The sequence below is a fragment of the Pseudomonas sp. TWP3-2 genome, assembly GCF_049897765.1.
GTDB lineage: Bacteria > Pseudomonadota > Gammaproteobacteria > Pseudomonadales > Pseudomonadaceae > Aquipseudomonas.
Window position 1 is genome coordinate 270,334 of sequence record NZ_JAFCWW010000001.1, and the last position, 14,499, is coordinate 284,832.

The following is a 14,499-nucleotide window of genomic DNA, read 5'->3' on the forward strand; positions in this document are numbered from 1 at the left end:
TTTCCGAGCCAAGCTGAACATTCAAATTTGAAGGTTTGCCAGATGCTGATTATTCCCGCTATCGATCTTAAAGACGGTGCCTGTGTACGTCTGCGCCAGGGCCGCATGGAAGATTCCACGGTGTTCTCCGATGACCCGGTGAGCATGGCCGCCAAGTGGGTGGAGGGCGGTTGCCGTCGTCTGCATCTGGTCGATCTGAACGGCGCCTTCGAAGGTCAGCCGGTCAACGGTGAAGTGGTTACTGCCATCGCCAAGCGCTACCCGAACCTGCCGATCCAGATCGGTGGCGGCATCCGCTCGCTGGAAACCATCGAGCACTACGTCAAGGCTGGCGTGAGCTACGTGATCATCGGCACCAAAGCCGTGAAAGACCCGGCGTTCGTGGCTGAAGCCTGCCGCGCATTCCCGGGCAAGATCATCGTCGGCCTCGACGCCAAAGACGGTTTTGTCGCCACCGATGGCTGGGCTGAAATCAGCACCGTGCAGGTTATCGACCTGGCGAAGCAGTTCGAAGCCGATGGCGTGTCGTCGATCGTTTATACCGACATCGCCAAAGACGGCATGATGCAGGGCTGCAACGTGCCGTTCACCGCTGCGTTGGCTGCTGCGACCAAGATTCCGGTAATCGCCTCCGGTGGTATCCACAACCTCGGTGACATCAAGTCGCTGCTCGACGCGCGTGCGCCAGGCATTATCGGCGCGATCACCGGCCGGGCGATCTACGAAGGCACCCTCGACGTCGCCGAAGCGCAAGCTTTCTGCGATTCGTACAAAGGCTGAGGACTGACCATGGCGCTGGCCAAACGCATCATCCCTTGCCTGGACGTGGACAACGGCCGGGTCGTCAAGGGTGTGAAGTTCGAGAACATCCGCGATGCCGGTGACCCGGTGGAAATCGCCCGTCGCTATGACGAGCAAGGTGCCGACGAGATTACTTTTCTCGACATCACCGCCAGCGTCGATGGCCGCGATACCACGCTGCATACCGTCGAACGCATGGCCAGTCAGGTGTTCATTCCGCTGACTGTCGGCGGCGGCGTACGCACCGTGCAGGACATCCGTAATCTGCTCAACGCCGGCGCGGACAAGGTTTCGATCAACACCGCCGCCGTATTCAACCCGGAATTCGTCGGCGAAGCGGCGCAGCATTTCGGCTCGCAATGCATTGTCGTCGCCATCGACGCGAAGAAGGTTTCACTGCCGGGCGAAACCCCGCGCTGGGAAATCTTCACCCACGGCGGGCGCAAGTCGACCGGCCTCGACGCGGTCGAGTGGGCAAAAAAAATGGAAGGTCTCGGTGCCGGCGAGATTCTGCTGACCAGCATGGATCAGGACGGCATGAAAAACGGCTTCGATCTTGGCGTGACTCGCGCGATCAGCGATGCGCTGGGCATCCCGGTGATCGCCTCCGGCGGTGTCGGCAACTTGCAGCATCTGGCCGACGGCATCATTGAAGGCCACGCCAGCGCAGTGCTGGCGGCAAGTATCTTCCACTTCGGCGAATACACCGTGCAGGAAGCCAAGGCGTATATGGCGCATCGCGGCATCGTAATGCGCTAAACATTCCGTACAGGCCAGTGGACAGCATGGCGTACCCAAGGCACTCTTGGGCACGCCATGGATTTCGGTAGCCCGACATGATCAAACGCCTGCTTCTCGCCCTCGCCAGTGCTTCTGTGTTGTTGCTCAACACGGCCCATGCCGGGGACAGTCCCGACACCGATCTGGTGCTCCTCACCGAAAACTTCCCGCCATACAACATGGCGAAGAACGGCAAGAATTTCGCTCAGGACGAGAACATCAATGGCATCGCCACGGACATCGTCCGCGAGATGTTCAAGCGCGCCGAACTCACTTACAGCCTGACCCTGCGATTCCCATGGGAGCGTGTCTACAAACTCGCCCTGGAAAATCCCGGCTACGGCGCATTCGTCATGGCACGGCTGCCGGATCGCGAAAAGCTCTTCAAATGGGTTGGCCCGATTGGTCCGGATGACTGGATCCTGCTGGCCAAACCCGACAGCAAGATCACCCTCGAAACCCTCAATGATGCGCGCAAGTACAAGATCGGCGCGTACAAGGGCGATGCGATTGCCGAGACCCTGAGCAAGCAGGGTCTCAAACCGGTTGTGGTTTTGCGTGATCAGGACAACGCGAAAAAACTCATCAATGGCCAGATTGACCTGTGGGCTACCGGCGACCCGGCCGGGCGCTATCTGGCGCGCCAGGACGGAGTCACCGGGCTGAAAACCGTGCTGCGCTTCAACAGCGCCGAACTCTATCTGGCGCTGAATAAAGACGTGCCGGACGAGGTGGTCGCCAAGCTACAGGCTGCGCTTGATCAACTGCGCAAGGAAGGCGTGGTCGACGACATCATGGCGCGGTATTTGTAATATCCGGCACCTCCGATAGCTCGGGCACTTCTGGCACTTCTGGCACTTCTGGCAGTTCGGGCAACTGAGGCAGCTCTGCCACAGGCGTCGGCGTCGCCAGGCCCTCAGTCGCGTCTTCAGGTGGATATTGCAGCCAGCACAGGCTCTTGCTATCGGAGTACATGAAGTTGATAGCTGTTTCTGTACGGTTTTCCCGCCACAAGTCGTAGTTACTTTGCAGCTGATACAGCGCCATCATCGTGTTTTTTGCGACGTTGGCGGCAACTGCCCCGATGTCCGGAGTTGTCCATCCACTGATTGAAGTTTGGGTATGGGTGAATTCTTCGCTCAATTTGGCCGAGAATTTTATCGGTCGTTCAACGTTCGACCCCGGGACTGGCCATGCACTCGGGATCTGCACAGCGCTGATGCGCGTGAACAGCCGCAGGTCCCGGCGGCTCTTCACCCGGCGCAAGGTCCATGTGACCAGGCTGTTCTTGTCCCCCTGGTTATGGCTCGAGCCGATGAGCACATAACGATCCGTCCTTTGCAGATAGTAATACGGCGATTCTCGCAGGCGTTGTGCGGGCGGCTGACCGTGGTCTTCGACCGCGAACCAGGGCAGTTTGGCTACTTGAGTCGGCTGCGTCGGTTCATGCGCTTCGGGCGCTGCAAAGCCAGACAGTATCGGAAGTTCCGGCCCCGGATTGATCTCTACCGGGATCTGCATTCGCAGTGAATACATTTCGACATCGGTCACTGGTCGGTCGTGGTTATTGGAGCCGACGAAAGTTCCTGGAGCGAAGTTGATCTCGCCTGCCTCGGCAAGCGGAGGATCTACGCTCCAGACGCTGAAACCCTGATTAGCGCGACTGCCTTGGTCATCCCAGATCAAAGCGCCAACGCTGGCCGCGGTTACGAGGTCTTCACGCACGCAGCGGACTGCATTCAATGAAGGCTTTTCGTCGTTGATGGAGCTCACCAGACCCAGTGCTACATAACCTTCCTGAGCCAGTGGTAGCCACAACGTACCACCGGCGGGATTCGAGCCTGTATCGCTCCAGACCTGCTCAAAGTCATCGGGCGGGCTGAGTGCTTTGCGCCGCTGTGCATCGGCGCTCGCCGCCGGTCCCTCGCAGACAACCGCCACGATCCTGCCGCCATTGATATTGCCGTCGCCGGAGATGGCGACGTCGCCAAGCGGGAAGTACCCCGGCAGCAAGTCAGGGGCGGGGGTCGGGCGCCAGAAGGCGCAGGGTTTTGCAGTGGAACTGTTGCAGGTCCAGACCCGCTGGAACTCGGTCGTGAAGTTGATCAGCAGGTTATCAACCGTGATCGACTGCATTGGCCTGTCGGCCGTTGTTTGCGTGTTCTCATTGTTCATGGTCATTCCTGATAGTGAAAGCGACTCACGGTCGCGACCTGTTGCAGGTCTCAATATCTGGAATTACCTGGGGCGTGGGGCGGTAACTATTTATAGGCGTGTGTCGGTTTGTTACCGATAGGTACCGTCTTTGCCATGCGCAGCCGTGGCGCGATTGCTGCGCACACTGATCATCTGTTTGATGTCGATCCACTCGATGCCTTGCGCTTTCAACTTTGGCAGTTCGCGCTCCAGCACCGCCAGAGTCTGCGGATACGGATGACCTATCATCACCGCCGATCCCTGCTTGCGAGCGAGGCTGATCGCGGTCTGCAACTGATTGAAGATTGCCGCTTCGGTGCGCTCGTCATCGAGAAACACGTCGCGCGAAACGCTCGCCAGATCGATCTTCTGCGCCTGCTGCGCTGCAACGGTCTGGGCGCTGGTGCGGCTGTCGACAAAAAACTTGTGGCGACGCTGCAACTCAGCCATCAACCAGGCCATGGCCACCGGTTGCGCGGTCATGCGGCTGCCCATGTGGTTGTTGATGCCGGCAGTGTACGGGACCATTTTGAATGCGGCGTCGAGGCGTTTTTGCAGTTCTTCGATAGGCAATTCAGGGTGCCAGGCGAACGGGCCGGTGGCCGGATCCATGGGCATGTGCAGAATCACGATCTTGCCGGCGCGATGGGCCTCGCGGGCAAACTCAGTGGCGTGCGGGGTGTCAGGCATGATCGCCGCCGTCACCGGGCCGGGCAGGGCGAGGACGCGACGATCGCGGGGCAGGCTTTGCCCCAGATCATCGATGATCAGGCTCAGGTAGACCTTGTGAGGCTTGGAGCCGACAGGTTCTGCGTGAGCAAAACCTGTCAGCAGGCACAACAGGGCGAGCGTGAAGCGCAGACCCATCCTCAACGGCCGGAGGTGATGCTCAAGCCTTTGAGCAGGCTCAGGGCCTGAGCCAACTGGTAATCGTCATCCTGCGGCATGGCTTTCGGCTTGGCGCCGGAACCGGTCGGTTTGTCCGCGCCGCCGTTGCCATTGCCGAGGTGACCTTGCAGATCGGCTTCCTTGAAGTATTCGCCGTCCTGCTCGCTGGTGATCTTGGCCTTGCGCACTTCGATGTCCGGCACGATGCCCTGGGCCTGAATCGAGCGGCCGTTCGGCGTGAAGTACAACGCGGTGGTGATCTTCAGCGCGCGGTCGTTGTTCAGCGGCAGCACGGTTTGTACCGAGCCTTTGCCGAAACTGGTGGTACCCATCACTACGGCGCGTTTCTGATCCTGCAAGGCACCGGCGACGATTTCCGAGGCCGAGGCGCTGCCACCGTTGATCAGCACAACCATCGGCACCGCTTCGCTTTCGTCTTTGCCGGTGGCGGAGAAGCGCAGTTCGGAGTTGGCGATCCGGCCCTTGGTGTAGACGATCAGGCCTTTGGTGATGAAGTGGTCGACCACTTCCACCGCTGCTTGCAGCACGCCGCCCGGGTTATTGCGCAGATCGAGGATCACGCCTTTGAGCTTTTTGCCGTTGTCCTTGCGCAGCTTGGCCAGGGCCTTGGAAACTTCTTCGCCGGTCTTGACCTGGAACTGAGTGATGCGGATCAGGCCGTAGCCCGACTCCAGGAGTTGCGCCTTGACGCTCTTCACTTGAATCACTGCGCGGGCCAGGGTCACGTCGAATGGCGTGCCGCCGTCACGAACCAGGGTCAGGGTGATTTTCTGGCCGATCTTGCCGCGCATCTTGTCCACGGCTTCGGTCATGGTCTGGCCGCGGGTTGGCGCGCCGTTGATCTTGACGATGAAGTCGCCGGCCTGAATCCCGGCCTTCGACGCCGGCGTGTCGTCGATTGGCGACACGACTTTGATAAAGCCGTCTTCAGCGCCGACTTCGATGCCCAGACCGCCGAATTCGCCGCTGGTGCTTTCCTGCAATTCAGCGAAGTCTTCCGGGCCGAGGTAGGCCGAATGCGGATCGAGGTTGCTGAGCATGCCCTTGATCGCGTTTTCCAGCAGGGTCTTGTCGTCTACCGGCTCGACATACGCAGCCTTGATCCGGTCCATGACCTCGGCAAAGGTGCGCAACTCTTCCAGCGGCAATGGCGCCTTGGAGGTCGCGGCCGTGCCTGCCGGAGCGACGGCCGGAGCCGGTTGAGCGGCAAACGCCAGAGGCGCGCCGATCACCAGAGCGATCGTCAGGGCCAGCGAGGTAAGGCGGGACAAATGCAGCATGTCGAACGAACTCCTGAATTAGATGGTGCGCTTATCCTTGCGCACGACACCATTGCGCCGGATCACTCGGGTGACCCTGCTGACGAATTGCGAAATACAGTGCTGGTGTGTCCTGTCCGCCGCTGTTGCCGACAGTGGAGATGGACTCACCGGCTTTTACTACGTCACCGGCCGACTTGAGCAGCGTCTGGTTGTGACCATAAAGACTTAGAAACCCGTTGCCGTGGTCGAGGATCACCAGCAAGCCGGCGCCACGCAGCCAATCGGCAAACACCACGCGCCCGCCGTGTACGGCATGCACCTGGCTGCCGGCGGAGGCGCTGATCATCACGCCGTCCCATTTGGTGCGCACATCGTCGCCACGGGTTTCGCCGAAGCGTGCCAGCAGTCGACCATCAACTGGCCAGGGAAGTTTTCCCCGAGTTGCCGAAAATGCGCCACCGAAGGTCTCCCCGCTGCTGGAAACCAGTGCGCCGGGTGTTGGTCTGGCGGGTTTGCGTGGGGCGTCGCTGGTGTCGGATTTCGCGTCCGCCTCAGCCTGGGCCTCACGTAAACGCTTTTTTTCGGCTTCCTGCTGGGCAATGAGCGCTTTCTGCCGCGCTTCTTCTGCCTCACGAGCCTGGCGAGCCAGGGTTTCCTCAATGGTTTTAAGGACTTTAGACAGGTCTGCCTGATCCTGCTCGCGGGCGGCGAGTTTCTGATCGCGGGCCTTCACGTCGTCGTTGAGCTTGGCCAGCACTTGCTGGCGCTCTTTGCGCACCTTGTCGAGTGCGTCGCGCTGGGTGTCGAGGTCGCTTTTCTGTGACAGCAACTGCGCTTGCTGCGCGCCGATGTCTTTTTCGACATTGGCCAGTTGGCGCAGGGTTTCGTTGAAGTTCTTCAACTGCTCCAGGCGAGCCTGGCTCAGGTAGTCGTAATAGGTCAGGGTGCGGGCGAATTTCTCGGGGTTCTGCTGGTTGAGCAGCAGCTTGAGGTATTCCTGCCGGCCGTTCTGATAGGCCGCACGGGCCTGGATGGCGATCAGTCGTTGCTGTTCAGTGCGCGCGCTCTGGAGTTTTTTTTTCTCCGCATCGAGTCGCTGCAGCTCGGATTCACTTTTCTTCAGCTCTTTTTGCAGGGCATCGACCTGTTTCTCAAGCTTGCCCATCTCGGTTTCGGTGCCCTTGAGGTCTTTCTGCACCCCGGATTTTTCTTCCTGGAGCTTGCCCAGCAGTTTTTTCAGCTCGGCGATGTCCTGACGCGTGGCGTCCAACTGTTGTTGGGTTTGCGCGCGCTCGTCAGCGAAGGCCGGTTGGAGCAGGCATGTCAGAGCAAGGGCGATCAGGAGGCGAAGCATAGAGGCGGGCGGCACCGAGGTAAGGGACGGCCTAGTATGCCCGCCCCACGCGGCAAAAAAAACGCCCAATTGGGGCTGTGTGATAACTGGGCTGAAAAACGCCAAAAACCTTTGTAGAAGCGAACTGTGGCGAGGGGATTTATCCCCGTTGGGTGGCGAAGCCGCCCCAAAATCTGCTGTCACGGTGCGTTTTGCACACCGCATGCAAAGATTTCACGACTGCTACGCAGCCGAACGGGGATAAATCCCCTCGCCACAATTCAGCTCCCACAGGGTTTTGCGGTGTTTGATCCGGCGAATTACACCAGAATCGAAGTCCCGGTCATTTCCGCCGGTTTTTCCATGCCCAGCAGCTTGAGCATGGTCGGTGCCACGTCCGCCAGCACGCCGCCTTCACGCACTTTCAAGTCACGCTTGCCGACATAGATGAACGGCACCGGCTCGGTGGTGTGCGCGGTGTGCGCTTGACCGGTGGACTCATCGGCCATTTGCTCGACATTGCCGTGGTCGGCGGTGATCAGTGCTTCGCCGCCAACCTTTTCCAGCGCCTCGACGATACGGCCAACGCACAGATCCAGGCATTCAACAGCCTTCACCGCAGCGTCAAACACGCCGCTGTGGCCGACCATGTCGCCGTTGGCGTAGTTGACCACGATCACGTCGTAACGCTGGTTTTCGATGGCATCGACGATGCGGTCGGTAACTTCCGGCGCGCTCATTTCCGGCTGCAAGTCATAAGTAGCGACTTTTGGCGACGGGATCAGAATGCGTTCTTCGCCCGGGAACGGTTCTTCACGGCCACCGGAGAAGAAGAAGGTCACGTGGGCATATTTTTCGGTTTCGGCGATGCGCAGCTGGGTTTTGCCGTTTTTCGCCAGATAGTCGCCGAGCACGTTTTCCAGACTGCCGGCGGCGAAGGCCGAAGGCGCAGGAATGCTGGCGGCGTATTGGGTAAGCATGACGAAACCGGCCAGTTTTGGCTGGCGCGCGCGCTCGAACTCGTTGAAATCGTCTTCGACGAACACGCGAGTCAGCTCGCGGGCACGGTCGGCGCGGAAGTTCATGAATACCACGGCGTCGCCGTCTTCGACCTTGACCGGCTCACCGATGCTGGTGGCTTTGACGAACTCGTCGCTCTCGCCACGCGCATAGGCGGCTTCCAGGCCTTCCTGAGCGGTGGCGGCGTTGAATTCGCCGTTGCCATCGACGATCAGGTTGTAGGCCTGAGATACGCGATCCCAGCGGTTGTCGCGATCCATGGCGAAATAACGCCCGACGATGCTGGCGATGCGGCCCTTGCCGAGTGCCTGGAAGGTCGCGTCGAGCAGTTCGATCGACGACTGTGCGCTTTTCGGCGGGGTGTCGCGACCGTCGAGGAAGGCGTGCAGGTAGATTTTTTCAGCGCCGCGCTTGAACGCCAGCTCAGCCATGGCGACCAGATGATCCTGGTGGCTGTGCACGCCGCCATCGGACAGCAGGCCCATGAAGTGCACGGCTTTGCCGGCGGCCACGGCTTTATCCACAGCGGCGCAGATGGTCGGGTTCTCGAAGAACTCGCCGTCGCGGATCGATTTGGTCACGCGAGTGAAGTCCTGATACACCACGCGCCCGGCGCCAAGGTTCATGTGGCCGACTTCCGAGTTGCCCATCTGGCCGTCCGGCAGGCCGACGTCCATGCCACTGCCCGAAATCAGGCCGTTCGGCTGATTGGCTGTCAGGCGATCCAGCACAGGCTTGTTCGCGGCAAATACGGCGTTGGATTCAGGGCTGTCGCTGTGACCGAAGCCGTCGAGGATGATCAGGACCAAAGGTTTAGGCGTGGTAGTCATGGAATCCACTCGTGGCTGAGTTAATAAGAGGGCGATGGAAAAGGGAGTTGGAGTTTAAAGCGAAGTTCCGACCGCGTCACCGCCGGACGGGGTTTGGCCGACCATAGTGGCTGTGTATACTGGCCGACATTTTAACGCCCTGGAACCTCCTTCGATGGTTGCTCACCTGATTGAATTTGCCACTAACCACTACATTCTTGTCGGTATCTTCGTCGTACTGCTGGCACTGCTGCTGGCGCACACGATGCAGGGCGGCGGTAAAAGCCTGAGCACCGGCGAACTGACCGCACTGGTCAACAAGGACGTAGGCATTGTGGTGGACATCCGTTCGAACAAGGATTTCGCCGCTGGCCACATCGTTGGCGCGATCAATATTCCTCAAGACAAACTGGCCGCGCGTGTCGCTGAGCTGGAAAAGCACAAGGCCAAGACCATCATTCTGGTCGACGCCCTGGGCCAGACCGCTGGCACCCACGCTCGCGAGCTGATGAAATCCGGCTTCACCGCCGGCAAGCTGTCCGGCGGGATCTCCAGCTGGAAAGGCGACAACCTGCCGCTGGTGAAGTGAAATGACTCAAGTCATCGTCTACTCCAGCGATTACTGCCCTTACTGTTCGCGAGCCAAGCATCTGCTCGTGAACAAAGGCGTGGCCTTCGAAGAGATCAAGGTCGATGGCAAGCCGCAGGTGCGTGCCGCCATGGCCCAGAAGGCCGGGCGCACGTCTGTGCCGCAGATCTGGATCGGCGACAAGCACGTCGGCGGCTGTGATGACTTGTTCGCCCTTGAGCGCGCAGGCAAGCTCGACGCGCTGCTCAAGGCCTGACCCGCACACTCGACCGCACACCAAGAACCCTAAAAGACCCAAGATCAGAAAGGATCTGAGATGACTGACCAACAGAACACTGCAGCCAGCGAAGAAGAAACCGCACCGCAATTCTCCTTGCAGCGCATCTACGTACGTGACTTGTCCTTCGAAGCCCCGAAAAGCCCGGCGATCTTCCGCCAGCAGTGGGACCCGCAGGTCGGTCTGGATCTGAATACCCGCCAGAAGCAACTGGAAGGCGATTTCTACGAAGTCGTGCTGACCCTGTCGGTGACCGTCAAGAACGGTGAAGAAGTGGCCTTCATTGCTGAAGTGCAGCAGGCCGGTATCTTCCTGATCAAGAACCTCGATGCGGCTTCGATGAGCCACACCCTGGGCGCGTTCTGCCCGAACATCCTGTTCCCGTATGCTCGCGAGACGCTGGACAGCCTGGTCACCCGTGGCTCGTTCCCGGCGCTGATGCTGGCTCCGGTGAACTTCGACGCTCTGTACGCGCAAGAACTGCAGCGCATGCAGGAAAGCGGCGAGACGCCAACCGTTCAATAAACGGCGCTGCTGAAAATCGCGGGCAAGCCCGCTCCCACAGGATTGTGCAAAACCTGTGGGAGCGGGCTTGCCCGCGATTGTTTGTGTCAGGCGAAAATTATTTGAAGTCGTTCTGCCGCCACGCTTCGTACACCGCCACGGCGACGGTGTTCGACAGATTCAAGCTGCGGCAGCCTTCACGCATCGGCAGGCGCAGGCGCTGTTCGGACGGCAGGGCGTCGAGCACTTCCGGCGGCAAGCCACGGCTTTCCGGGCCGAAGATGAACGCATCGCCCGGCACGAACGCCGCATCATGAAACGGCCGCGAGCCCTTGGTGGTGAACGCGAACAGCCGTGGATGGCCGAGGCTTTCCAGGCAACTGGCGAGATCGGCGTGGCGCTGGAGAGTGGCATACTCGTGATAGTCGAGGCCGGCGCGACGCAGACGTTTGTCGTCCATGTCGAAGCCCAGCGGTTCGATCAAATGCAGGTGGCAGCCGCTGTTGGCGCACAGCCTGATAACGTTGCCGGTATTCGGCGGAATTTCTGGTTGAAAAAGGATGACGTGAAACATGCACGGCTCCGCAGGTAAAGATGACGCGCATTCTACGCCGCCAACGGATCGGCGTTCGAAACTATTCCCGCGCGTGATTGCTTCGCTGGCAATTGTCGGTGTGATGGTCGGGCTGATGATTGGTCGGTTGACCACGCCTGACCAGAGCGTATTGCAACAGGTCGAAGTGGTCGATGGTGGCTTGCTGGTGTGGTTCAACAACGAACCGAAGCTGCACGGCGAGATCGTCGACGGCAGCGTGGCGTTGTTGTTCGAAGCGGAGGGCAAGGCGCAGAAAGGCCAGCTCAAGCTCGACGGCAAGGACGTGAACTGGCGGACGCGATTGAGTGACAAGGGCTTGTTGCTGACGCTGGTGGCCGCGCGGCCGCTGCAAGGCGAGTGGGTCGGCAAACAGCTCGACGACCGCTGGCGGCTGGAGATTCGTCTGCGCGATAAATAAAAGAGGGAATCCCCGGCCTGCCTGTACCAAGGTTCCCAAAACGGGCGGGCTCATCGCAATGCGGGCTGAGCCGGTGTAAAGAAGGAACCCCTGACCTGCCTGTATCAAGGGCCCCAAAAGGGTGGACTCGCTGAGTCCGATGTAAAGAGGGGAATCCCCGGCCTGCCTGTACCAAGGCCCCCGAAACGGGTGGTGAATCGAATCACCTGATTGAGTTATTGCAGGGGCCGTGCCAGGTTTTAATATCGCGAAACAAAATAGCTCGATAGAAATGCGAAAGCCCCGGGATTCGGGGCTTTCGTGTGTCTTACGTCGGTTTTTTTGCGGGTCAATTGCAGAAATAACAATGGGGTGCCGTGCGCAATTGCGGGTCAGAGCGCATTGCGATGGTGCACGCTGGCCCTTGCGACATCGCGAGCGAGACGGTTGAAGGTTGATTAACCCTCTTCGCCCTCATCATCATCCCCACCATCAACCTTCATGCCCAATTCCTTGATCTTGCGCGTCAGAGTATTGCGCCCCCAACCCAGCAACACCGCCGCATCCCGCCGACGCCCGGCCGTATGCTTCAGCGCCGTCTCGATCATGATCCGCTCAAACGCCGGCACCGCGCTGTCGAGCAGGCTCGATTGCCCGCGCGCCAAAGCCTGATCAGCCCACTGACGCAATGCTTGCTCCCAGTTGGTCACCGGTGCCGAATCCTGCGGCAGGTTCAGCAGTTCCGGCGGCAGGTCGCTGACGTGTACTTCGCGTCCCGACGCCATCACGGTGATCCAGCGGCAGGTGTTCTCCAACTGACGCACGTTGCCCGGCCAGGGCAGGTTTTTCAGGTATTCCTCGGTCTCGCTTTTCAGCAGCTTCGGCTCGACCGCGAGTTCTTGCGCGGCGCGGCTGAGGAAATGCCTGGCCAGGGTCGGGATGTCTTCGCGACGATCCGACAGGCGCGGGATGTGGATGCGGATCACGTTGAGGCGATGGAACAAGTCCTCACGGAATTTCCCGGCATGTACCAGGGTTTCCAGATTCTGATGCGTCGCGGCGATGATGCGCACATCGACCTTGACCGGTACGTGCCCGCCAACCCGATAAAACTCGCCATCGGCCAAAACCCGTAGCAAGCGCGTCTGAGTGTCCGCCGGCATGTCGCCGATTTCATCGAGAAACAGCGTGCCGCCATCCGCCTGTTCGAAGCGCCCGCGACGCAAGTTTGCCGCGCCGGTGAACGCGCCTTTCTCATGGCCGAACAGCTCGGATTCCATCAGATCTTTCGGAATCGCCGCCATGTTCAGCGCGATAAACGGCGAGGCCGCGCGCGGGCTGTGGCGGTGCAGGGCGTGGGCCACCAGTTCTTTACCGGTGCCGGACTCGCCGTTGATCAGCACGGTGATGTTGGAGTGGCTCAAGCGCCCGATGGCGCGAAACACTTCCTGCATCGCCGGCGCTTCGCCGATGATTTCCGGGGTGCGGGTCAGGGCTGGCACCACTTCCAGGCCTTGCTGTTCTTGCGCGTGTTGATTGGCGCGTTTGACCAGCGATACCGCTTCATCAACGTCGAACGGTTTTGGCAGGTACTCGAACGCGCCGCCCTGATAGGAGGCGACCGCGCTGTCCAGATCGGAGTGAGCGGTCATGATGATGACCGGCAAACGTGGGTGTTGCTCGCGAATCCGCGCCAGCAGATCGAGGCCACTGGCACCCGGCATGCGGATGTCGGAGATGATCACATCGGGTTGCTGACGCGCGAGACGGCTCATCACGCCATCGGCGCTGTCGAAGCTCTGGGTGGTCATGCCTTCTTGTTGCAGGGCTTTTTCCAGCACCCAACGGATTGATCGGTCGTCATCGACGATCCACACGGTTTCACTACGGCTCATGTCGATGTGGCTCCTTGTTCCAGTGGCAGAAAGATCGAGAAGGTGGTGTGGCCTGGATGGCTTTCACACTCGATCAGGCCCTGGTGCTGACTGATGATGTTCTGGGTAATGGCCAGGCCTAGCCCGGTACCGTCCGGACGGCCGCTGACCATGGGAAAGAAAATGGTTTCCTGCAGTTCCGGCGGAATGCCCGGCCCGTTGTCGATGATCTCGATTTTGGTCACCAGACGATGGCGGATATGGCCAATGGTGAACTGGCGCATGGCGCGCGAGCGCAGGCTGATGCGGCCCAGGCGCAGCTCGTTCTGGCTGCTGATGGCCTGCATCGCGTTACGCACGATGTTCAACACCGCCTGAATCATCTGCTCGCGGTCGATCAACACGTCGGGAATGCTCGGATCGTAATCGCGCACCAAGGTGATGCAGCCCTGACTCTCGGCCTCGACCAGATGGCAAACGCGCTCCAATACTTCATGTACGTTGCACAGCGCCAGCGAGGGCAGCTTGTTCGAACCGAGCATGCGGTCGACCAGATTGCGCAGACGATCGGCCTCTTCGATGATCACGTTGGTGTAATCACGCAGGCTGTCTTCCGGCAGTTGCCGGGCGAGCAGTTGCGCGGCACCGCGGATGCCGCCGAGTGGATTCTTGATTTCGTGGGCGAGGCCGCGCACCAGCATCTTGCTGGTTTCCTGCTTCGACAGCTGCGCCTCTTCCTTGGTGATGCGCAGCAGGCGGTCACGCGGATGCACTTCGAGCAACAGCAGCGTTGCACCGTTGCTGAGGATTGGCGTCACCGCGTAATCCACGGTCAGAGTCTGGCCGGTGAGGGCGGTGAGCATCGCTTCGCGTTTGGTGAACGGGTGCGCCTGTTCCACGGCCTGGCGGAGCGAGTTGAGCGCCTCTGTGGACTCAGTGAACAGCTCACTGATGAACTGGCCATGGCTGCGCTGGCCGCTGATGGCCAGCAGCATCTCCGCCGCCGGGTTCATGTACTCGAGGCGCAGTTCGGCGTCGAGCAGGATGGTGGCGGTGGTCAGGTTGTCGAGCAGCAAACGGTGTAGTGCGTCGCTAATGGTCATCAGGACCTCTTTTGCAGCGGAGCGTGCGCAGGAAACAAGCGTCGGTAAAC

At 60.1% G+C, this 14,499-nt stretch carries 15 protein-coding genes; 7 read left to right on the plus strand and 8 right to left on the minus strand.

Annotated features, from left to right (window positions below; genetic code table 11):
- The first annotated feature begins 42 nt into the window (after positions 1 to 42).
- The 3 genes from hisA (at position 43) to ACP7EE_RS01275 (ending at position 2,393) form a co-directional block, all read left to right on the plus strand.
- Entirely contained in the window at positions 43 to 780 is a 738-nt protein-coding gene (gene hisA / locus ACP7EE_RS01265; protein WP_426232981.1) for a 1-(5-phosphoribosyl)-5-[(5-phosphoribosylamino)methylideneamino]imidazole-4-carboxamide isomerase, read from the plus strand.
- Between the two features lie 9 nt (positions 781 to 789).
- Positions 790 to 1,560 carry an imidazole glycerol phosphate synthase subunit HisF gene (gene hisF, locus ACP7EE_RS01270; protein ID WP_426232983.1) on the plus strand — a complete coding sequence of 257 codons (771 nt, stop codon included), beginning with the start codon at positions 790 to 792 and terminating at the stop codon, positions 1,558 to 1,560.
- A 77-nt stretch (positions 1,561 to 1,637) separates the two neighbouring features.
- On the plus strand, positions 1,638 to 2,393 hold the full coding sequence (locus tag ACP7EE_RS01275) for a substrate-binding periplasmic protein (protein WP_426201855.1): 756 nt from the start codon (positions 1,638 to 1,640) through the stop codon (positions 2,391 to 2,393).
- Here ACP7EE_RS01275 and ACP7EE_RS01280 read toward each other — a convergent pair.
- The 5 genes from ACP7EE_RS01280 to gpmI form a co-directional block, all read right to left on the minus strand.
- A complete protein-coding gene (locus tag ACP7EE_RS01280) occupies positions 2,374 to 3,756 on the minus strand; it encodes a Vps62-related protein (protein WP_426232985.1) in 1,383 nt (460 codons plus the stop codon). The genes ACP7EE_RS01275 and ACP7EE_RS01280 overlap by 20 nt on opposite strands.
- Before the next feature lie 111 nt (positions 3,757 to 3,867).
- Complete coding sequence (locus ACP7EE_RS01285) at positions 3,868 to 4,644, minus strand: divergent polysaccharide deacetylase family protein (RefSeq protein WP_420651273.1); 777 nt, start codon at positions 4,642 to 4,644, stop codon at positions 3,868 to 3,870.
- Between the two features lie 2 nt (positions 4,645 to 4,646).
- Positions 4,647 to 5,966 (minus strand): S41 family peptidase, encoded by a 1,320-nt coding sequence (locus tag ACP7EE_RS01290; RefSeq protein WP_420646832.1) that lies wholly within the window; start codon positions 5,964 to 5,966, stop codon positions 4,647 to 4,649.
- Between the two features lie 31 nt (positions 5,967 to 5,997).
- Positions 5,998 to 7,302, minus strand: a complete 1,305-nt coding sequence (locus ACP7EE_RS01295) for a murein hydrolase activator EnvC family protein (RefSeq protein WP_426201849.1) — start codon at positions 7,300 to 7,302, stop codon at positions 5,998 to 6,000.
- A gap of 299 nt (positions 7,303 to 7,601) precedes the next feature.
- Positions 7,602 to 9,131 (minus strand): 2,3-bisphosphoglycerate-independent phosphoglycerate mutase, encoded by a 1,530-nt coding sequence (gene gpmI, locus ACP7EE_RS01300; protein WP_426232988.1) that lies wholly within the window; start codon positions 9,129 to 9,131, stop codon positions 7,602 to 7,604.
- Positions 9,132 to 9,285: 154 nt separating this feature from the next.
- On the opposite strand from gpmI, the gene ACP7EE_RS01305 reads away from it, so the two are divergent.
- From ACP7EE_RS01305 to secB, 3 genes are read left to right on the plus strand one after another with little or no spacing between them, the layout of a single operon-like run.
- On the plus strand, positions 9,286 to 9,699 hold the full coding sequence (locus tag ACP7EE_RS01305) for a rhodanese-like domain-containing protein (protein WP_426232990.1): 414 nt from the start codon (positions 9,286 to 9,288) through the stop codon (positions 9,697 to 9,699).
- A 1-nt stretch (position 9,700) separates the two neighbouring features.
- Entirely contained in the window at positions 9,701 to 9,955 is a 255-nt protein-coding gene (gene grxC / locus ACP7EE_RS01310; protein ID WP_420646836.1) for a glutaredoxin 3, read from the plus strand.
- Positions 9,956 to 10,015: 60 nt separating this feature from the next.
- Positions 10,016 to 10,501, plus strand: coding sequence for a protein-export chaperone SecB (secB, locus tag ACP7EE_RS01315; protein ID WP_420646837.1), 486 nt, complete (start codon positions 10,016 to 10,018; stop codon positions 10,499 to 10,501).
- A gap of 97 nt (positions 10,502 to 10,598) precedes the next feature.
- On the opposite strand, the gene ACP7EE_RS01320 is transcribed toward secB, so the two are convergent.
- A complete protein-coding gene (locus ACP7EE_RS01320) occupies positions 10,599 to 11,054 on the minus strand; it encodes a tRNA (cytidine(34)-2'-O)-methyltransferase (RefSeq protein ID WP_426201844.1) in 456 nt (151 codons plus the stop codon).
- On the opposite strand from ACP7EE_RS01320, the gene ACP7EE_RS01325 reads away from it, so the two are divergent.
- Positions 11,053 to 11,493 (plus strand): hypothetical protein, encoded by a 441-nt coding sequence (locus ACP7EE_RS01325; RefSeq protein WP_426232992.1) that lies wholly within the window; start codon positions 11,053 to 11,055, stop codon positions 11,491 to 11,493. The genes ACP7EE_RS01320 and ACP7EE_RS01325 overlap by 2 nt on opposite strands.
- A 437-nt stretch (positions 11,494 to 11,930) precedes the next feature.
- On the opposite strand, the gene ntrC is transcribed toward ACP7EE_RS01325, so the two are convergent.
- Positions 11,931 to 13,367, minus strand: coding sequence for a nitrogen regulation protein NR(I) (ntrC, locus tag ACP7EE_RS01330; protein ID WP_420651274.1), 1,437 nt, complete (start codon positions 13,365 to 13,367; stop codon positions 11,931 to 11,933).
- On the minus strand, positions 13,364 to 14,449 hold the full coding sequence (glnL, locus tag ACP7EE_RS01335; RefSeq protein WP_420646841.1) for a nitrogen regulation protein NR(II): 1,086 nt from the start codon (positions 14,447 to 14,449) through the stop codon (positions 13,364 to 13,366). The genes ntrC and glnL overlap by 4 nt, the downstream gene beginning before the upstream one ends.
- Positions 14,450 to 14,499 lie beyond the last annotated feature (50 nt).

What these genes read in the sequence shown, in the direction of transcription:
- hisA (WP_426232981.1), top strand. Translation starts at nt 43, where the DNA reads ATGCTGATTATTCCCGCTATCGATCTTAAAGACGGTGCCTGTGTACGT.
- hisF (WP_426232983.1), top strand. Translation starts at nt 790, where the DNA reads ATGGCGCTGGCCAAACGCATCATCCCTTGCCTGGACGTGGACAACGGC.
- ACP7EE_RS01275 (WP_426201855.1), top strand. Translation starts at nt 1,638, where the DNA reads ATGATCAAACGCCTGCTTCTCGCCCTCGCCAGTGCTTCTGTGTTGTTG.
- ACP7EE_RS01280 (WP_426232985.1), bottom strand. Translation starts at nt 3,756, where the DNA reads ATGAACAATGAGAACACGCAAACAACGGCCGACAGGCCAATGCAGTCG.
- ACP7EE_RS01285 (WP_420651273.1), bottom strand. Translation starts at nt 4,644, where the DNA reads ATGGGTCTGCGCTTCACGCTCGCCCTGTTGTGCCTGCTGACAGGTTTT.
- ACP7EE_RS01290 (WP_420646832.1), bottom strand. Translation starts at nt 5,966, where the DNA reads ATGCTGCATTTGTCCCGCCTTACCTCGCTGGCCCTGACGATCGCTCTG.
- ACP7EE_RS01295 (WP_426201849.1), bottom strand. Translation starts at nt 7,302, where the DNA reads ATGCTTCGCCTCCTGATCGCCCTTGCTCTGACATGCCTGCTCCAACCG.
- gpmI (WP_426232988.1), bottom strand. Translation starts at nt 9,131, where the DNA reads ATGACTACCACGCCTAAACCTTTGGTCCTGATCATCCTCGACGGCTTC.
- ACP7EE_RS01305 (WP_426232990.1), top strand. Translation starts at nt 9,286, where the DNA reads ATGGTTGCTCACCTGATTGAATTTGCCACTAACCACTACATTCTTGTC.
- grxC (WP_420646836.1), top strand. Translation starts at nt 9,701, where the DNA reads ATGACTCAAGTCATCGTCTACTCCAGCGATTACTGCCCTTACTGTTCG.
- secB (WP_420646837.1), top strand. Translation starts at nt 10,016, where the DNA reads ATGACTGACCAACAGAACACTGCAGCCAGCGAAGAAGAAACCGCACCG.
- ACP7EE_RS01325 (WP_426232992.1), top strand. Translation starts at nt 11,053, where the DNA reads ATGCACGGCTCCGCAGGTAAAGATGACGCGCATTCTACGCCGCCAACG.
- ACP7EE_RS01320 (WP_426201844.1), bottom strand. Translation starts at nt 11,054, where the DNA reads ATGTTTCACGTCATCCTTTTTCAACCAGAAATTCCGCCGAATACCGGC.
- ntrC (WP_420651274.1), bottom strand. Translation starts at nt 13,367, where the DNA reads ATGAGCCGTAGTGAAACCGTGTGGATCGTCGATGACGACCGATCAATC.
- glnL (WP_420646841.1), bottom strand. Translation starts at nt 14,449, where the DNA reads ATGACCATTAGCGACGCACTACACCGTTTGCTGCTCGACAACCTGACC.